This is a genomic window from Cohnella terricola, from assembly GCF_007786475.1.
Taxonomy (GTDB): domain Bacteria; phylum Bacillota; class Bacilli; order Paenibacillales; family Paenibacillaceae; genus Cohnella; species Cohnella terricola.
This window is the reverse complement of sequence record NZ_VNJJ01000001.1, coordinates 400512-415397: the sequence shown is the minus strand read 5'-3', so window position 1 is coordinate 415397 and position 14886 is coordinate 400512. Positions and strand designations below refer to the sequence as shown.

The 14886-nt window shown below is 55.5% G+C and carries 14 protein-coding genes and 1 riboswitch; all 14 genes read right to left on the bottom strand.

The annotated features are described in order from the left end of the window. Nucleotides 1–122 precede the first annotated feature (122 nt). Complete coding sequence (locus tag FPZ45_RS01925; RefSeq protein WP_144697821.1) at nucleotides 123–788, bottom strand: SOS response-associated peptidase; 666 nt, start codon at nucleotides 786–788, stop codon at nucleotides 123–125. Between the two features lie 74 nt (nucleotides 789–862). Beyond that, nucleotides 863–1882 (bottom strand): adenosylcobinamide-phosphate synthase CbiB, encoded by a 1020-nt coding sequence (cbiB, locus tag FPZ45_RS01920; RefSeq protein WP_144697819.1) that lies wholly within the window; start codon nucleotides 1880–1882, stop codon nucleotides 863–865. 3 nt (nucleotides 1883–1885) lie between these two features. Next, entirely contained in the window at nucleotides 1886–2605 is a 720-nt protein-coding gene (locus tag FPZ45_RS01915; RefSeq protein WP_144697817.1) for an adenosylcobinamide amidohydrolase, read from the bottom strand. A gap of 177 nt (nucleotides 2606–2782) precedes the next feature. Continuing rightward, a complete protein-coding gene (gene cobS / locus FPZ45_RS01910; protein WP_144697815.1) occupies nucleotides 2783–3535 on the bottom strand; it encodes an adenosylcobinamide-GDP ribazoletransferase in 753 nt (250 codons plus the stop codon). Then, nucleotides 3532–4086 carry a bifunctional adenosylcobinamide kinase/adenosylcobinamide-phosphate guanylyltransferase gene (locus tag FPZ45_RS01905; protein WP_144697813.1) on the bottom strand — a complete coding sequence of 185 codons (555 nt, stop codon included), beginning with the start codon at nucleotides 4084–4086 and terminating at the stop codon, nucleotides 3532–3534. Before FPZ45_RS01905 ends, cobS begins: the two co-directional genes overlap by 4 nt. Further along, entirely contained in the window at nucleotides 4083–5216 is a 1134-nt protein-coding gene (cobD, locus tag FPZ45_RS01900) for a threonine-phosphate decarboxylase CobD (protein WP_144697811.1), read from the bottom strand. The genes FPZ45_RS01905 and cobD overlap by 4 nt, the downstream gene beginning before the upstream one ends. Continuing rightward, the gene (locus FPZ45_RS01895; RefSeq protein WP_144697809.1) at nucleotides 5216–6805 is read right to left on the bottom strand and encodes a cobyric acid synthase; all 1590 of its coding nucleotides are present in this window, start codon (nucleotides 6803–6805) and stop codon (nucleotides 5216–5218) included. The genes cobD and FPZ45_RS01895 overlap by 1 nt, the downstream gene beginning before the upstream one ends. Then, entirely contained in the window at nucleotides 6802–7866 is a 1065-nt protein-coding gene (gene cobT / locus FPZ45_RS01890; protein ID WP_246120279.1) for a nicotinate-nucleotide--dimethylbenzimidazole phosphoribosyltransferase, read from the bottom strand. Before cobT ends, FPZ45_RS01895 begins: the two co-directional genes overlap by 4 nt. Nucleotides 7867–7869: 3 nt before the next feature. Further along, complete coding sequence (locus FPZ45_RS01885) at nucleotides 7870–8655, bottom strand: heme ABC transporter ATP-binding protein (protein ID WP_246120278.1); 786 nt, start codon at nucleotides 8653–8655, stop codon at nucleotides 7870–7872. Beyond that, a complete protein-coding gene (locus tag FPZ45_RS01880; protein WP_144697807.1) occupies nucleotides 8652–9710 on the bottom strand; it encodes a FecCD family ABC transporter permease in 1059 nt (352 codons plus the stop codon). The genes FPZ45_RS01885 and FPZ45_RS01880 overlap by 4 nt, the downstream gene beginning before the upstream one ends. Before the next feature lie 2 nt (nucleotides 9711–9712). Beyond that, entirely contained in the window at nucleotides 9713–10729 is a 1017-nt protein-coding gene (locus tag FPZ45_RS01875) for an ABC transporter substrate-binding protein (protein WP_144697805.1), read from the bottom strand. 175 nt (nucleotides 10730–10904) lie between these two features. After that, nucleotides 10905–11098: riboswitch (cobalamin riboswitch) on the bottom strand. 97 nt (nucleotides 11099–11195) lie between these two features. Further along, nucleotides 11196–12638: a nicotinate phosphoribosyltransferase gene (locus FPZ45_RS01870; RefSeq protein WP_144697803.1), complete on the bottom strand. Its 1443-nt coding sequence runs from the start codon at nucleotides 12636–12638 to the stop codon at nucleotides 11196–11198. Nucleotides 12639–12728: 90 nt separating this feature from the next. Next, complete coding sequence (locus tag FPZ45_RS01865; RefSeq protein ID WP_144697801.1) at nucleotides 12729–13502, bottom strand: NUDIX domain-containing protein; 774 nt, start codon at nucleotides 13500–13502, stop codon at nucleotides 12729–12731. 28 nt (nucleotides 13503–13530) lie between these two features. Continuing rightward, on the bottom strand, nucleotides 13531–14805 hold the full coding sequence (locus tag FPZ45_RS01860; RefSeq protein WP_144697799.1) for a methyl-accepting chemotaxis protein: 1275 nt from the start codon (nucleotides 14803–14805) through the stop codon (nucleotides 13531–13533). Nucleotides 14806–14886: the final 81 nt, after the last annotated feature.

Genomic DNA, 14886 nt, shown 5'->3' with positions numbered 1-14886 from the left:
GCTTAAACGCGGATGAATCGGTGTTAATTTTCCGGAACAGTTACGAAGCTTGCCCCCCTGTTTCACCCATCCGACGACTGTCGCCGTACATTTCCCGAGGGCAAGCTCCTGAACTTTCAGATTCAAACTTTGACAAGCGCCATGGACGGGTGGACTTCCTCAATGCAATCCGGCGTTTCCCAAGCTTCGTTCTCGACATATGACGTGACAGGGTAAATTCTGAAGTCGGAGTCCTTCAGCGAGTATAGCAGGGATTGCAGAGTTTCTATACGTGTTTCCCCCGGATTCAGCCAAAGGTCGATCGCATCGTCGTCAAGAATAAGGGGCAATGGATGATCGGTTCCGAAAGCATACCCTCTCGTAATGACCGTGCACATCGGGTATTCGATTTTTTCGGAATCGAGCCACACATCGTAGATCGCGGGTATCGCGAACGTCTTTTTATATTGGTGCACGACTCTCCAGGCGCTCTTATGTTTGCCCTCCTGCTTCCAGATGTAAAATCCGCTGCATGGAACGACGCATCTTTTTTTCGTCAGCATGTTGCGCAAATACCGTCTGTCTCCCAGCGTATCCAGGTTGGCGTTTACAGAGTTTTTGCCCCAGTAAGGCATCAGACCCCACCGTTGTTGATTCAGGCAACGTTCTTCCCCGATCTGTTGAATGATCGGAATCTGTTGGGTCGGCGCGATATTGTACCGCATCAGATAAGGCACATGAACCCGATCGATGCGGAAGTTCGCCGTCAAATCCGATAGTTCTGCCGTTAACGAGTACCGATTACACATAACATCAGCCCATTTCCAAGAATTTACTCCTTCTCAGTGTGGGCGGATGCAACAGGTTTTATGTATGGCGCGTTTCAAAATAGGGCTATCGCCAATCCGAATGCTGCTAAAGAGATCGCGACAACAAAAAGAGCAGAGCTGACGTACATCAGCCTGACCGTCTGACGGATGTGCTCCGCTTGCAGCGAATGAATGGGCTCCCCCATTCTGGCTCGGTCGGATGCGACCCCCTTGTAATAGTTGAGCCCGCCTAACTGTATGCCAAGGGCTCCAGCTACAGCGGATTCCGGGTAACCACTGTTCGGGCTCGGATGCAGACGGGCGTATTTGGTGACCGTACGAAGCGAACGCTTTGCCTGCGCTTGAAGCAGCCACGCGGCGGCGGCGATGAACAGAGCGGATAAACGAGCTGGAATCCAATTGGCTAGGTCGTCGAATCTGGCCGACGCCCATCCAAGCTGAATATACTTGTCGTTCTTATAACCGACCATGGAGTCTAGCGTATTCGCAGCCCGGTAAGCCATGGCGAGCGGCGCTCCTCCGATCAGGGCATAGAAAAGCGGCGAAAGGATGGCGTCAACGATATTTTCCGCGACCGTCTCGACCGCTCCCCGCGTAATCTCCCCTTCGCTCAGGTTGTCTGTATCTCGTCCGACGATCATGGACAAGGCGTAGCGTGCTTTCTCCATATTCCCCTCTTTCAGCAAACGATAGATTTCCATGCCGGCGTCGCCCAGCCCTTTCGCGGCGACAGTCGTGGAAATGAGCCATGCGCTCGTGGCGTAAGCAAGCCAAGGATGGATGAGAGATAGTCCGTATAAGAGAAGCCACGTTGCAGCGAATGAGCCTCCGACAAGCAAAAGGGGATAAGCCATTCCCGCGATTCGCAATGCCCGATCACCAGGATCGGAGATCCGTCTAACGAGCGGGGACGCGGCTTTCTGCAGCCAGCCCGTTCGAGCTGCCGAACGCAACGGTTGTTCCAGCTTGCGAATCGCATACCCCATGCCGACGACCGGGTGAGGCAGTGCCCTCGGATCTCCGACGGCTAGATCGATAATAAAAGCGCACAAAACGATTCCGATTTCAATCATTTATTAAGGCTCTCCTTGAGTGCGTACCGCTTCGTGCACCGTCTCGTAAACCAATCGGCCGATCGCGTTGCCGATCGTCGTTACCGATCCCGCATAACGGTGGATAGACGAATATTGGTCAGACTGGCTTACTGCGATCAGCACCGCGTCCGTCGATGTTCCGGTCGCGATCCTGTCATGGCTGCGATCGCGCACTTCCAAGTCGGCCAGCGCCGCACTCTTGGCTTCCGTCGCGCTAATGACCGCATTCACCATCGCTTCGTCGGTCATTTTTCCGTCAACCAAGACCATGATATTAATCGTTCCTGGCGTATAAGCCGAGAACGTCTCGCGATGCAAGCCCGCTCTCGCTGCGTTCCCCGTTCCTGCAGACGAACAGACGAGCAGCTTGAATTCGTCTCCTGTTTCTTCAGCGAACGACGTATGAGTAATATGCGCGGCCGTCTGCAAACCAACTACCATCGCCGGATCATAGCCCCACCGGCCCAGTTCGGCGCGCATCATGGCGGAAGGGTCGGAGCAATCGTAGTTAAGCGGAACTTTCCAATTGACGAACCGGCTGCCGCTGCCCCATCCCCCTCGATACGGCGCGTTGCTGAGCGTTTGGAAGTTTGGCGCGCCAGCTTCAATTGACACGTGGTCCACGGCGAATCGAATGTCCAGCTCCGGCCACAATGACGCCTGGTAATGGGCTGCGCTGCCACCGCGAAAAGGTTGTACCATGCCGGCTCCTCCGTTCATTGTAACTTTTGTGTTTTATGTTGCTTTCTGCGAAATGTTCGATTTATTAAGTAACCGAGATTCGCCTAACCAAGGTACTTTTTTGGCCTTTGTTCGCACGCTGCACCAGGAGTCAATCCCCCAACCATGAGCAGAACGCACCCGCAGCTAACAAAAACCTCACCCTATGTGCTCTATCAAGATCAACAAAACAAGGAGCGCCAGCACTTCCGCGCCTTCGATCAACGCACCGTAGACGTCGCCGGTGAAGCCGCCTAATCTGCGAACGATGTATCGTCCGAATAGCCAGAGCGCCGGCACCAGTGACGCGAAAGCAAGTGCACCTGGCAACCCGGCTGCTCCGTACGATACCGCGAGCACAAGAGCCGCGTTGACGAACAGAATCGTCGGCATCACGCCCTGGCGCAAACCGCTGCCCAATCCTTTGTCCTGGATATAGGGGAAATAGTAGATCGCGCCAAGCAGCGCAGCCCTCGCCATTGCGGGAACAACAAGGACGGCCATCCAACCTTCAACAGACGACAGTTGCCACAAGGCGGCGGCTTTCAGCATGATCAGCACGATCGCCGCCACAACGCCCATCGCTCCTACCCGGCTGTCCTTCATGATCTCGAGCGTCCGTTCGCGGCTGCGCTGGCTGCCCAATCCGTCCGCCAAATCCATCCAGCCGTCCAGATGAAGCGCTCCCGTCGCGAAAATCCAGAACGCAACGGCGACGACGGCGGTCACGATCGTTCCCGCTTCCCCGAAACCCATTTCAGCTAACCAGCCGACGATCCAGATCGCAGCCCCGAGAAGCAGGCCCACCGTCGGATAATAGCGCGGGCTGCGCTCCCAGCCTTCGAGCGATTGCGCGCTCTTCGGTACGGGAAAACGAGTCAGAAAACCGACCGCCTGCCAGAACGCGCTCATCCTTTTAACCTCCAGGGCAGTCCGCTGACGATGGCGACGACTTCATTCGCCTGGCTCGCAAGCTGTTGATTCGCATCGCCGATGACATCCTGGAACCAGCGGCCTAACGGAGACATCGCGACGCCACCCCAGCCGACCTCGTCAGTAACGATAACGGCTTCGCGAATCTGCGACGCTCTTATTTGACCCAGATAAGCGGACACTTGCCGTCCGATGAGCTCCGTCATCTTCGTGTCCCGGCAGCGCTCCTCCGGCACCGACATCAGCTTGTTGCCGACCCATGCGGACAAGGTGTCGACGAGAACAATGTCGTAACCTTCGTAATCGGAGACGCTTATCTCGTGCGGCGTTTCTATCGTGTCCCACGAGTCGGGACGGCGCTCCCGATGAGCGTCGATTCGGTGATTCATCTCCCCGTCATAGCGCACTCCGGTAGCGACATACAGCACTTTGGCTTGCGTAGGAAGCGCCGCCGCCCGTTCACTGACGAGCCTTTCGGCATAGGCGCTTTTGCCCGAGCGGACGCCGCCGGTTACCATCACAAGGTTCATCCGTGCTTCATCTCCCTCTCCAGGTCGACTTCAACGAACGCATTAATCAAGCGTTCGTTGTCCACCCTTCCGCGTACGGCGATGCGGATATCCCTCTCGGTCAGTCCTTCGTACATCGCGCAACTGCGGATCATGATCCCTTTCGGCCCCAAATCGTCTTGCAGCTTTCCGGCGGTCCACGGCTCGGCAACTCGAATCAGCAGAAAATTCGCCTCTCCATGCCACACTTGCCAGCCTAACCTCGACACGATATGGTCCTGCAGGAATTCTCTCTCCTGTGAGATCAGCTCCCGCGTCCGCGCTTCGTACTCGGTGATCTCCGGACTCAAGCAAGCCTGTCCGGCCAGCAGCGCCAACCCGTTAACGCTCCAAGTCACTTGCTTGCGCGCCATCCGCTCCACGATCTGCGGCGAGGCGATCGCGTATCCAAGACGCAAGCCGGGTATCGCGTAAAATTTGGTCATGGAATGCATCAGAACGACATGCGGATAAGCGCGAAGCTCGGGGAGCAGCGTCGGACGCTCTTCCGGCGGAAGAAAGTCCATAAAAGCTTCGTCGATGACGACGTATGCAGAATGCTCTTCCGCCAGATCGGCGATCGCGCGGAGCTGGTCCAACGAGTAAGTCAAACCCGTTGGATTGTTCGGATGCCCCACGAACAACAAGTCGACCTCTCGCAGTAAATCCCGGAGCTCGGCAGGATCGGCGCGAAAGCCGTTTTCTTCCTTGCCGACGACCGTGTGGACTTCCGCACCGAAATCCGCAGCAAGCTGCGCATACTCCGAGAAACACGGGGCGATCACGCCGACCTTGCGAATATCTAGACCCATTAAAGCTAGCGCGATGCATTCCGCCGCTCCGTTGCCGATAAGCAGCTCGTTCTCCGCGACGTTAAGCTTCGCCGCAAGCAGCCGCTTCAGTTCGCGATGCGCCGGATCGGGATAATTGACGATAGCCCGCATTCCGTCAGCCAACGCATCGAGCGCTTGGGGAGGAGGTCCGAGCGGATTGATATTGGCGCTATAATCGAGCCACTCTCCGGGTGCAATGCCGAAACGGCCGGAAGCTGTCAACAAATCGCCCCCATGCCCGTAAGGCTCTAGTATGCTTTTATTGCCGCCATTATTCATCAGTTGACCTCCGATCCCTGTTCCAGTATCCGATAGATTCCACGCATATCCGTATGGCGGCGAACGTGTTCGGCCAAACGGTCGAACTCGGATTCGCGAAGCCGATTAAAATCCAATTCCGCCTCAAGCGGCGTCCAGCCTTTCGCCGAACGCATAGCATTAAGCCAGTCACGCCTGAAAGCATCGTTGTGCAAGATTCCGTGGATGTAAGTCCCCCAGAGCCTGCCGTCCGCCGAGCGCGCCCCTTCCGGGTGCAGTTCCTCCGATGCTTGTCCCTTGACGGACGAGATAGTCATCGGGTGCTCGACGATGTCCGTAAACGACGATTTGCCCATATGAATCTCGTAGCCTTCAATGTCGAACGCCTTCAAGCCGTCACCGGACACCTCCCCCTCGTCTCTCGACCATCCGTTAGCGGAACCGGCGACCCGCACCGTTTTTTTGTCCGATGCAAATACCGTCTCCATTGGAAAAAGGGCCAGTCCCGGCAAGCTCGGATTCGCGGACTCGATCCCTTCGGGGTCTAACAGTCGTTCCCCTAGCATCTGATAACCGCCGCATATGCCCGACAACCATCCTCCGCGTTCCCGATATTCCTGCAATAGCCGCTCCAGTCCGGCGTCCCTTAGGAATAGCAAATCCTCTGCAGTATTTTTGCTGCCCGGCAGCACCACTGCGTCGGGACGACCGAATTCCTCCGCTCTCGTCACGTATCGGACCGACACATCGGGCTCGGCGAATAACGGATCGACATCGGTAAAATTAGCCCAGCGAGGATACCGGATGACGGCGATATCCAAGATGTCTTCCCTCTCTCTGACCGAAGGGGATACCCTGCGATACGACAACGAATCTTCAGATTCCAGACGCAAATCATCCAGATAAGGAATGACACCGAGCACCGGTTTGCCCGTTCGCTGCTCGAGCCAATCCAGACCCGGTTGAAGCAGCGCGACGTCTCCACGGAATTTATTGATGATAAACCCTTTGACTCTCTCGCGCTCCTCCGGCTCAAGCAATTCCAACGTACCGACGATAGAAGCGAACACGCCGCCACGATCGATATCCGCTACGAGAATGACGGGGGAATCGGCCCACCCGGCCATCCGCATATTAACGATATCCCGATCCTTCAGATTGATCTCCGCCGGACTTCCCGCACCTTCCAGCAGCACGGCGTCGTATTCCGAGCGTAGCCGGTCTATAGCCTCCCGAACGATCGCCCCGGCCTCGGTCAAATATTCGTTCCGATATCGGAATGCATCCATCGTACGGTAAGGCTTCCCGTGCACGACCACTTGGGACGCGCGATCTGACGTTGGCTTAAGCAAAATCGGATTCATGTCCGTCGTTGCGGCGATGCCGCATGCGTCCGCCTGCATCCCTTGCGCTCTCCCGATTTCTTTGCCGTCCGGCGTAACATAGCTGTTCAAGGACATGTTCTGGGACTTAAAAGGGGCGACGGCCCAGCCGTCCTGCACGAGAATGCGGCACAGCGCCGCGGTCAGGACGCTCTTGCCGACATCGGATGCGGTACCTTGGAGCATGAGCGTGCGCGCCGGATGCTGTTTCGCAGATGCGCTCATCATCCTTGCGTCACTCCCGCACTCTCGAACGTAGCCATCTCCCGCATGATGTTGCTTGCCGCGTCCAGGAAGTGAAAGCTCAGGACCGCCCCTGTCCCTTCGCCGAGCCGCATGTCCATATGGATCATCGGCGATAAACCGATCGCCTCCAACATGCCGTGATGCCCCTGTTCGAGCGACATGTGTGAAGCGATCATATAGGAAACCGACAGCGGAGCCATACGGCTAGCGACAAGCGCCGCCGCGGACGAAATAAACCCGTCGATCACGACAAGCGCCCGATGCGCCGCCGCGCCTAGGATGACGCCGACAAGGCCGGCGATCTCCAGGCCGCCAAGCTTGGCGAGAACGTCCAGCGCGTCGTCCTGATCGACCTCGTTCGCTTGTAACGCCCGCTCGATAACGCCCCGCTTATGCCTCAAGCGGGCATCGTCGATGCCGGTGCCGCGGCCGACCGCCTGCTCTGGCGACAATCCGCCCAGTGCGATCAGAATGGCAGCGCTAGGCGTCGTGTTACCGATACCCATCTCTCCGGTTGCGAACACGCGCGTACCTTTTGCGACCATCTCCGAGACGATCTCGTATCCGACGCGTACGGCCGCTGTCGCTTCCGCCCGCGACATCGCCGCTTCACGTGCAATGTTCGCCGTGCCATAGCGAATCTTGCGCGACACCAGCTTCGGATGCTCGAGCTTCGCATTCACCCCGACGTCCACGCAGACGACGTCGGCTCCGGCCTGACGGGCGAGCACGTTCACCGCGGCGCCTCCATTCAGGAAGTTCAGCACCATCTGCGGCGTCACTTCGGGGGGAAAAGCGCTGACCCCTTCCTCGCATACGCCGTGGTCTCCCGCCATAACGACCACCGCCTTGCGGGACAAATCCGGCATCGCTTCCCCTGTAATGCCGGCAGCCTGCTTCGCCACCGTCTCCAGCTTGCCGAGGCTGCCCGGCGGTTTGGTTAGGCTGTCCAGTCTCGCTTGCGCGGCTTCCATCGCTACGGAATCCAACGGCCGTATACGCTTGATGACCTCGATGAGCTCCTCTGGCATTTTCGCTGTCATGATCTATCTTCCTTTCAATAAAATTTGCGGCACTCCGGTATCGGGATGGGATAGTACGATCGGCTTCGTACCGTACACACGATGGACGAGGTCGACGGTCAACACTTCCTCGGGCGTGCCTTCGGCAGCCACTCTCCCTTGATGTAACACGATCAACCGGTCACAATACTGGGCCGCTAAATTCAAATCGTGCAATACGGCAACTACGGTTAGGCCGTTGTCCTGCCGCCACTTGCGGACATAGTCCATCATCTGGATCTGGAAGCCGATATCGAGGAACGTCGTTGGTTCGTCCAGCATCAGCACGGAAGGCTGCTGTACCAGCGTCTTCGCGAGCGCCGTACGCTGGCGTTCTCCCCCGCTCAACTCGGTAACGATCCGGGAAGATAACCGTTGTAGATCCAGTTCCGCCATAACGCGGTCGATGATCGGACCGGGATCGTCCTTTTCGCCGCCGAACCAACTCTGATACGGAAATCGTCCCATCTCGACGACTTCTTTGACCGTATACCCGAGCGAAGGCAATGGTTCTTGCTGAAGAACCGCCATTCTTCTGGCGATCTCCTTCCGGCCGTAATTGTCGAGCGGTCTGCCCTCCAGCATAATTTCGCCTCTCTCCGGGGGTTCGATGCCGGACAACAGCTTCAGCAAAGTCGATTTGCCGCTTCCATTAGGGCCGATAATGCCGCAGAACGATCCTTTTTCCACGCGAAGGTCGATGCTTCGAAGAATCACCGCATCACCGATCCGATAATCCAACTGCCTGGCTTCTAACATCGTATCCGTCATGCCCTCGACTCCCCGCCTTTCGCTTTTCTTTTCCATAGCAGATAAGCAAAGAACGGAGCACCGATGAACGCGGTCACGACGCCAAGCGGAATCTCTTTCGGATTCAACGCCATGCGGGCAATCGTGTCCGACCACAGCACGTAGATGCCGCCAACGATCGCCGAGACCGGCACGACGATCCTGTTATCAGGCCCGGTGATCAAGCGAACGAGATGCGGCACGACAAGCCCGACGAAACCGATGACGCCGGATACCGATACGGCCGCTGCCGTCATCAGCGTGGAGACGATCAGCACGATCAATTTCGTACGCTGCACGTTGACCCCCAGATGCATCGCCTGGCGTTCCCCGAGCGAGAACAGATTGAGCTCCCTGCTTAGCGAGATCAGTACGATGGCCCCGACCACGACATATGGCAGCACGATAAGCGTGTAATTCCATCCCCTCATCGACAGGCTGCCCATAATCCAAAACACGATCTCGTTCACGGCGCTCTTGGACAACGATACCATGAAAGATACCATCGATCCGAAAAAAGCCTGGATCACGACCCCGGATAGGATCAGCGTCTCAAGCTCCATTCGCCCTTTGTAATATGCGAGCCGAAGAACGAGGAACAAAGTGAACAACCCCGTCGCAAACGATACGGCGGGAACCGTCCATAAGCCAATCCACGTCTGCAAGCCGAATAAGATAATAAATGCCGCTCCGACGGAAGAACCCGTCGCAACTCCCAGCGTATACGGGTCCGCGAGCGGATTGCGCAACACGCCTTGAAAACCTGCTCCCGCCAGAGCTAACGCTGCCCCGACCAGAACGGCGAGCACCACCCTCGGCAAGCGCACCTGCATGATGATCGTCGCATCGGGATCGCCCACCCCTTCCATCGGCGACCGCAGGTCGAACAACTGGCTAATGCCCGGCACATGATGCAGCAGAATGCTCCACACCTTGGAGACCGGCACGTTCGCCCCTCCAAAGGAGAGGCTCACGATAATGGAACAAAGGAGGAGCACCAGGGCTCCTCCTATGAATAGAGACAGTTTTGCGCGCATCCTTATTTCACCTTATCGGGATGGATTGCTTTCGCCATATCGTATAGCACTTTCGTCAAACGTGGTCCAACCCGGCTAATCGAGTTATCGTCCACCGCGAACAATTGGTTGTTTTTCACCGCGTCGATTTTCTCGAAGCCCGGGCGTTCCTGTATTGCTTGGAGGATACCCAACTCGTATGCATCGTTCTTCGCGTAAAGAATCACTTCCGGGTTTTCCTTGATCACTTTCTCTGGATCGACTTCGAACCAGCCGGACTTTTCCTTGGACACGTTGTCGCCGCCGGCCAGCGTCAGAATCTCGTCCATATACTCGCCAGTGCCTACCGTCCAACCCGGAGAAAACTCCATGTAGACTTTCTTGGGAGTGACTCCTTGCAAAGCGTCCGTTACTTGCTTCAGTTCGTCCTTCATCGTCCCTGTCACTTGAGCGGCGCCTTCTTGGACATTCATGATCTTCCCGACTGTTTCGATCTTCTCCATCACTTGGTCCAGGTTCTTCGGATTGCTAGCGTAAACTTTGACGTTCAGGTTCCGCAGTTGTTCGATCACTTTGGTCTGCATGCCGCTATGCGCGAACACGACGTCGGGCTTCAGCGCCAGCAGCGCTTCCGTATTGGTGTTCATGTCTCCGACTTTGTCGATCGACTTCGCTTCTTCCGGATAATCGCTGTACTGGTCTACGCCGACAACTTTCGATCCTGCTCCGATCGCGAACAACACTTCCGTCTCGCTCGGCGCGATCGTTACGATTCTCTCGGGCGCTTGTTCGAAAACGACTTCCGTGCCCGTGCTGTCCGTGAGCGTAAGCGGATATGTCGTTTGTGCTTGTGCGCTCTGATCTGGTGATCCGGACGCCGACGGCGATGCTTCCGGCGAAGCAATAGGAGATGCCTGGCTAGAGGATGGGCTCGCTACCTCGTTATTTTTAGCGGCTCCGCAGCCGACAAGACCGATCGCGAGCATGGCGACAAGCAACCAAGCTCCGATTTTACCCCATAATTTTTGATTCAACTTCATAATCCATCTCTCCTCGAATACCAATTGCGAGAGGAGCTTGACCGATTGAACGACCTGACACGAAAAACCCTCTCTCCGCGATCGATTCCGGAGAGAGGGTTAGCAAACAGGGAAACTGACGTTGTCTTAAAGCTGAAATTCCCGAGTGAGCCGTATCCTTATCCGCGAAGGATTTCGTCTGCTGCATCTTAAGGCAGGTTTCCTGACTTATAGGTTCATGACACGCCTCGCCTTCCCATCCTGCGGACAGTGGCTGTCGTGAGGCCGTCCCTATTTCACAGTGGCGGGACCGTTCCGGATTTGCGCCGGCTTCCCTTTTAACCTTATCCGCGTTACTTGCGCTAAGGCACCTTAAGAGTTAGAAGTCTATTCAATTCCGCAAGCTGCCAATCACTTGGAATTATAGCCCGAGGCACGGGGGATTGCAACAGTTAATCCGGGAAAACCGTCGAGAACGACCGCATCCTTAGTGACTATGCCTATCGATCAACTCCGCCTTCAGGTCGAGCATCGCCCTGCTGAACGTAATCCGATACATTTCCGGATTCAGCTTCCGCAAATGCTCCGGCCAGAAAAGGGCGAGCTGGATCTCATGGTAGCTGCGGATATCGTCTAGACCGGGCAGTTCGCTAACCCGCACCCCATTGATGAAAACAGGCTGTAATAGCGGAATCGCCTCATATTCATTTACGATTTTGAACCGATGCGGATGCAGCGGGTCGAACAGCTTTATCGGTTCTCCTTCGCGTGAAAACTTTTCCCCCCGCATGCATATGAAATCCGCTTCCGCCATACCCGTCTCTTTGTTCACGATCCTGTACGCTTCTTTAATGCCCGGGTTCGATATTTTCTCGGGATTGCCGGAGATTTTGATGACCGGTTCGAGATCGCCATTCTTCTCCCGGGCAACGAGCTTATACACCCCGCCCAGAGAAGGTTGGTCGAATGCCGTGATCAATTGCGTACCGACACCCCAAACGTCGATTCTCGCGCCTTGCGCTTTGAGCTCGGCGATGATATTCTCGTCGAGATCGTTCGAGGCGACGATCTTCACGTCCGTGAGCCCCGCTTCGTCCAACATCGCTCGCGCCCGCTTTGACAAATATGCGAGATCGCCGCTGTCGAGGCGGATGCCCTTCAGCCGCTTGCCTTTCTTCTCCAGCTCCTTGGCGATACGGATCGCGTTAGGCACGCCGCTCTTTAACGTATCGTACGTATCCACGAGTAACGTCACATGATCGGGAAGCGCTTCGGCGTACTGCCGGAACGCGTCTTCTTCGCTGTCGTGTCCCTGAACCCACGAATGCGCGTGCGTCCCCGAGGTAGGCAGACCGAAACGCATACCCGCGAGCAAATTCGAAGTCGAATGAAATCCCGCGATATAGGTCGCCCTTGCCCCCCATATCGCCGCGTCCGCCTCTTGTGCTCGCCTCGTGCCGAATTCTAGCAAGCGCTCGACGGGAGCTACCTGTTTGATTCGGGACGCTTTCGTCGCAATCAACGTTTGGTAATTCATAAAATTCAGCATCGCCGTCTCGATCAATTGGGCTTCGAACACTCTTGCTTCCACGAGAATGAGCGGCTCGTTCGGAAACACAAGCGTGCCTTCCCTTACGGCGTGGAGGTTGCCGCTAAATTTGAATTTCTCAAGCTCAGCAAGAAAACCTTCATCGTAATTTTCTTCCTGCGTGCGCAAAAAAGCGATTTCTTCCTCACCGAACGCCAGATTGCGTAAGTATTCCACGATCCGTTCCAATCCGGCAAACACCGCGTATCCGTTGCCGAACGGCAATTTGCGGAAATAGGCTTCGAACGCCGCCCTCTGATTCTGAGTTCCTTGTTTCCAATGCGCATACATCATGTTGATTTGATATTTGTCGGTATGCAGCGTTAACCGGCTCTCGCACATGGCTTGTTGTCCCCTCATTGTCGAAAACGTTACTTCTTAAATAGTAATAATGATAATATTAAAAAGACATTATCGACGACTACAAAATAATCAACTGTAAATGGACAATCGCGGCTGCCGGTCCGTAAATCGATATAGCTTCGCGGCCCTTTGCGAGTAACGGTTCGAGGTTTTGATCTCTCCGTTCCGGTCGCGCGCTTCCTCTAGTATACCCTTCCGGCTTTGAGTCGAAGTAATTTTGCGAATGAAATTTTTTTCTTCGAACTCAGGAACGACCGTCTCGATGACTTGATAGAGCTCGCTGATCGTGAATTCCGTGGGGAGGAACTCCTTGGCGATCGTCGTCGTCAACATGCGCCAGCGTATCTCCTCTAACGCATCCCGCAATATCGTTCCGTGATCGAATGCGAGTTTCATATCCAGCGCTTCGGATACGGGAACCAGTTTTACATCCGCTGCATCATCGGCGGCTTTCCGGCTAGCAAGAACCGACTCGTTCACGAGCGCGAAAAACGCATGCGAAATCATCCATCCCCGTGGATCTCTCCCCGGAGCGCTGTATGCATTAAAATACTCAAGATGGATGTTCGCTACCCCGGTCTCCTCCAATAGTTCCCGTTCGGCGCATGCTCGAATCGACTCGGTAGGGTCGCAGAATCCGCCCGGTAAAGCCCACAGTCCCTCAAAGGGCCATTTTTTTCTTTGGATCAGCAGCACTTGTAGTTCCCGGGACGGCAGCGATTTCTTCGCCGACTGCCGTCCCGCGGACGTAATCGTGAAAATCACGATGTCGGCAGGTGCCCCGTCCGGAGTACGATATGGACTAGACGAGTATTCGGACTCGATCTTGATCGTCTCTTTCATTCGATTTCCCCCCGCCTTCATCTATTCATCATGAACGGAAAAACTCAGCTTTGCTTCTGAGCTCCGTCGATTTCGCCCGGAGCGAATCCGTCGATGCCGAGATTTCCTCCATGACCGCCGTCTGTTCTTGCGAAGCCGAGAACACTTGTTGTGCACCTAAGCGAATCTGTTCTGCGACCTGCGCCACTTGGCGAGCTTCGCTCAATTGGTCTGTCGCTTGCTTAGCCTGAATGGTCAAATGACTTGCCATCGTTTCCACGATCTCGACGACATGTTGAGCTTCCTCGTTCACGACATGGAATGCGGCCGCGAACTCCTCGCCTTTCCTGGCCTCGCTCTCGGATACTTCGTACTGGGCGCGAATATGGCCAACGGCCCGGCCGACTTCCTCTTGAATTTCACGAATGAGATCGCGAATGTTTTTGACCGAAACCGCGCTTTCGTCCGCAAGAGATTTAACCGCCTGGGCAACGACCTGGAACCCCCGCCCTTCTTCTCCGGCTCTTGCCGCTTCAATCGAAGCGTTCAAGGCGAGCAGATGGGTTTGATCCGCGATCTCTCCGACGACGTTCGAGATCGATCCGATCTCGCCAGCGTAACTGCTTAGCTTCGCGACTACTTCCATCGCCTCTCGATTGAGCTCGGACAATTGACGCATCCCGCCGATCAACGATTGGAACACTTCTTCGCTCGTCTTGGCAGCGTTGTTCATTTGCAGAGCCCGCTTGCGCACGCTAGAGGCTTCTTCGCTCATTCGATCGGCCGATTCTGACAGCGCTTCCGCATCCCTACTTAGCCGATCCGCGGAATCCGCTTGCGTCTGCGTTCCGGAAGTAATCGTTTCCGATTCGTTCGTCATCTGCTCGATCTGCCCTGTCGCTTGGCCGATCGCTTCCTGCAATTCTTTCACGTGGGCATCCGTTAGCCTTGAATTATCCTTGATCACGTCAATAATCGTTCTAAGCCGCTCCATCATTTGCTCGAATGCTTCGCCCAGTGCCTGCATTTCGTCGTTGGATGCTTGCGTGACCGCCTTCACTTTTAAGTTGCCCGTAGCCGCTTCCTGCACGGCGTGTGTTAGCGACAGAAGTGGTCTAAGCAGCCATTTCGCCGCGAAATATCCGAACAATCCAGTCCAGAACACGCCGAAGATCAGCGTTAATAATTCAAATAGCCATCCGGGCAAGAAATCGAACATATCTTTAAGAACCAAAAGAAAAAATGCGCTTGTGCCATAAGTTACCGAAGAAGCGATCGTAATGCCGACCACCATCTTCTTGACGATGCCAAACTGCTTTTTCATGCGGCTTTCCCTCCATCGCCTAGATGTCCTTCCATTGAACCATGCGATCGGCAAATCTGACTGTGAACTACATCACATTTT

What these genes read in the sequence shown, in the direction of transcription:
- FPZ45_RS01925 (WP_144697821.1), bottom strand. Translation starts at nt 788, where the DNA reads ATGTGTAATCGGTACTCGTTAACGGCAGAACTATCGGATTTGACGGCG.
- cbiB (WP_144697819.1), bottom strand. Translation starts at nt 1,882, where the DNA reads ATGATTGAAATCGGAATCGTTTTGTGCGCTTTTATTATCGATCTAGCC.
- FPZ45_RS01915 (WP_144697817.1), bottom strand. Translation starts at nt 2,605, where the DNA reads ATGGTACAACCTTTTCGCGGTGGCAGCGCAGCCCATTACCAGGCGTCA.
- cobS (WP_144697815.1), bottom strand. Translation starts at nt 3,535, where the DNA reads ATGAGCGCGTTCTGGCAGGCGGTCGGTTTTCTGACTCGTTTTCCCGTA.
- FPZ45_RS01905 (WP_144697813.1), bottom strand. Translation starts at nt 4,086, where the DNA reads ATGAACCTTGTGATGGTAACCGGCGGCGTCCGCTCGGGCAAAAGCGCC.
- cobD (WP_144697811.1), bottom strand. Translation starts at nt 5,216, where the DNA reads ATGAATAATGGCGGCAATAAAAGCATACTAGAGCCTTACGGGCATGGG.
- FPZ45_RS01895 (WP_144697809.1), bottom strand. Translation starts at nt 6,805, where the DNA reads ATGATGAGCGCATCTGCGAAACAGCATCCGGCGCGCACGCTCATGCTC.
- cobT (WP_246120279.1), bottom strand. Translation starts at nt 7,866, where the DNA reads ATGACAGCGAAAATGCCAGAGGAGCTCATCGAGGTCATCAAGCGTATA.
- FPZ45_RS01885 (WP_246120278.1), bottom strand. Translation starts at nt 8,655, where the DNA reads ATGACGGATACGATGTTAGAAGCCAGGCAGTTGGATTATCGGATCGGT.
- FPZ45_RS01880 (WP_144697807.1), bottom strand. Translation starts at nt 9,710, where the DNA reads ATGCGCGCAAAACTGTCTCTATTCATAGGAGGAGCCCTGGTGCTCCTC.
- FPZ45_RS01875 (WP_144697805.1), bottom strand. Translation starts at nt 10,729, where the DNA reads ATGAAGTTGAATCAAAAATTATGGGGTAAAATCGGAGCTTGGTTGCTT.
- FPZ45_RS01870 (WP_144697803.1), bottom strand. Translation starts at nt 12,638, where the DNA reads ATGTGCGAGAGCCGGTTAACGCTGCATACCGACAAATATCAAATCAAC.
- FPZ45_RS01865 (WP_144697801.1), bottom strand. Translation starts at nt 13,502, where the DNA reads ATGAAAGAGACGATCAAGATCGAGTCCGAATACTCGTCTAGTCCATAT.
- FPZ45_RS01860 (WP_144697799.1), bottom strand. Translation starts at nt 14,805, where the DNA reads ATGAAAAAGCAGTTTGGCATCGTCAAGAAGATGGTGGTCGGCATTACG.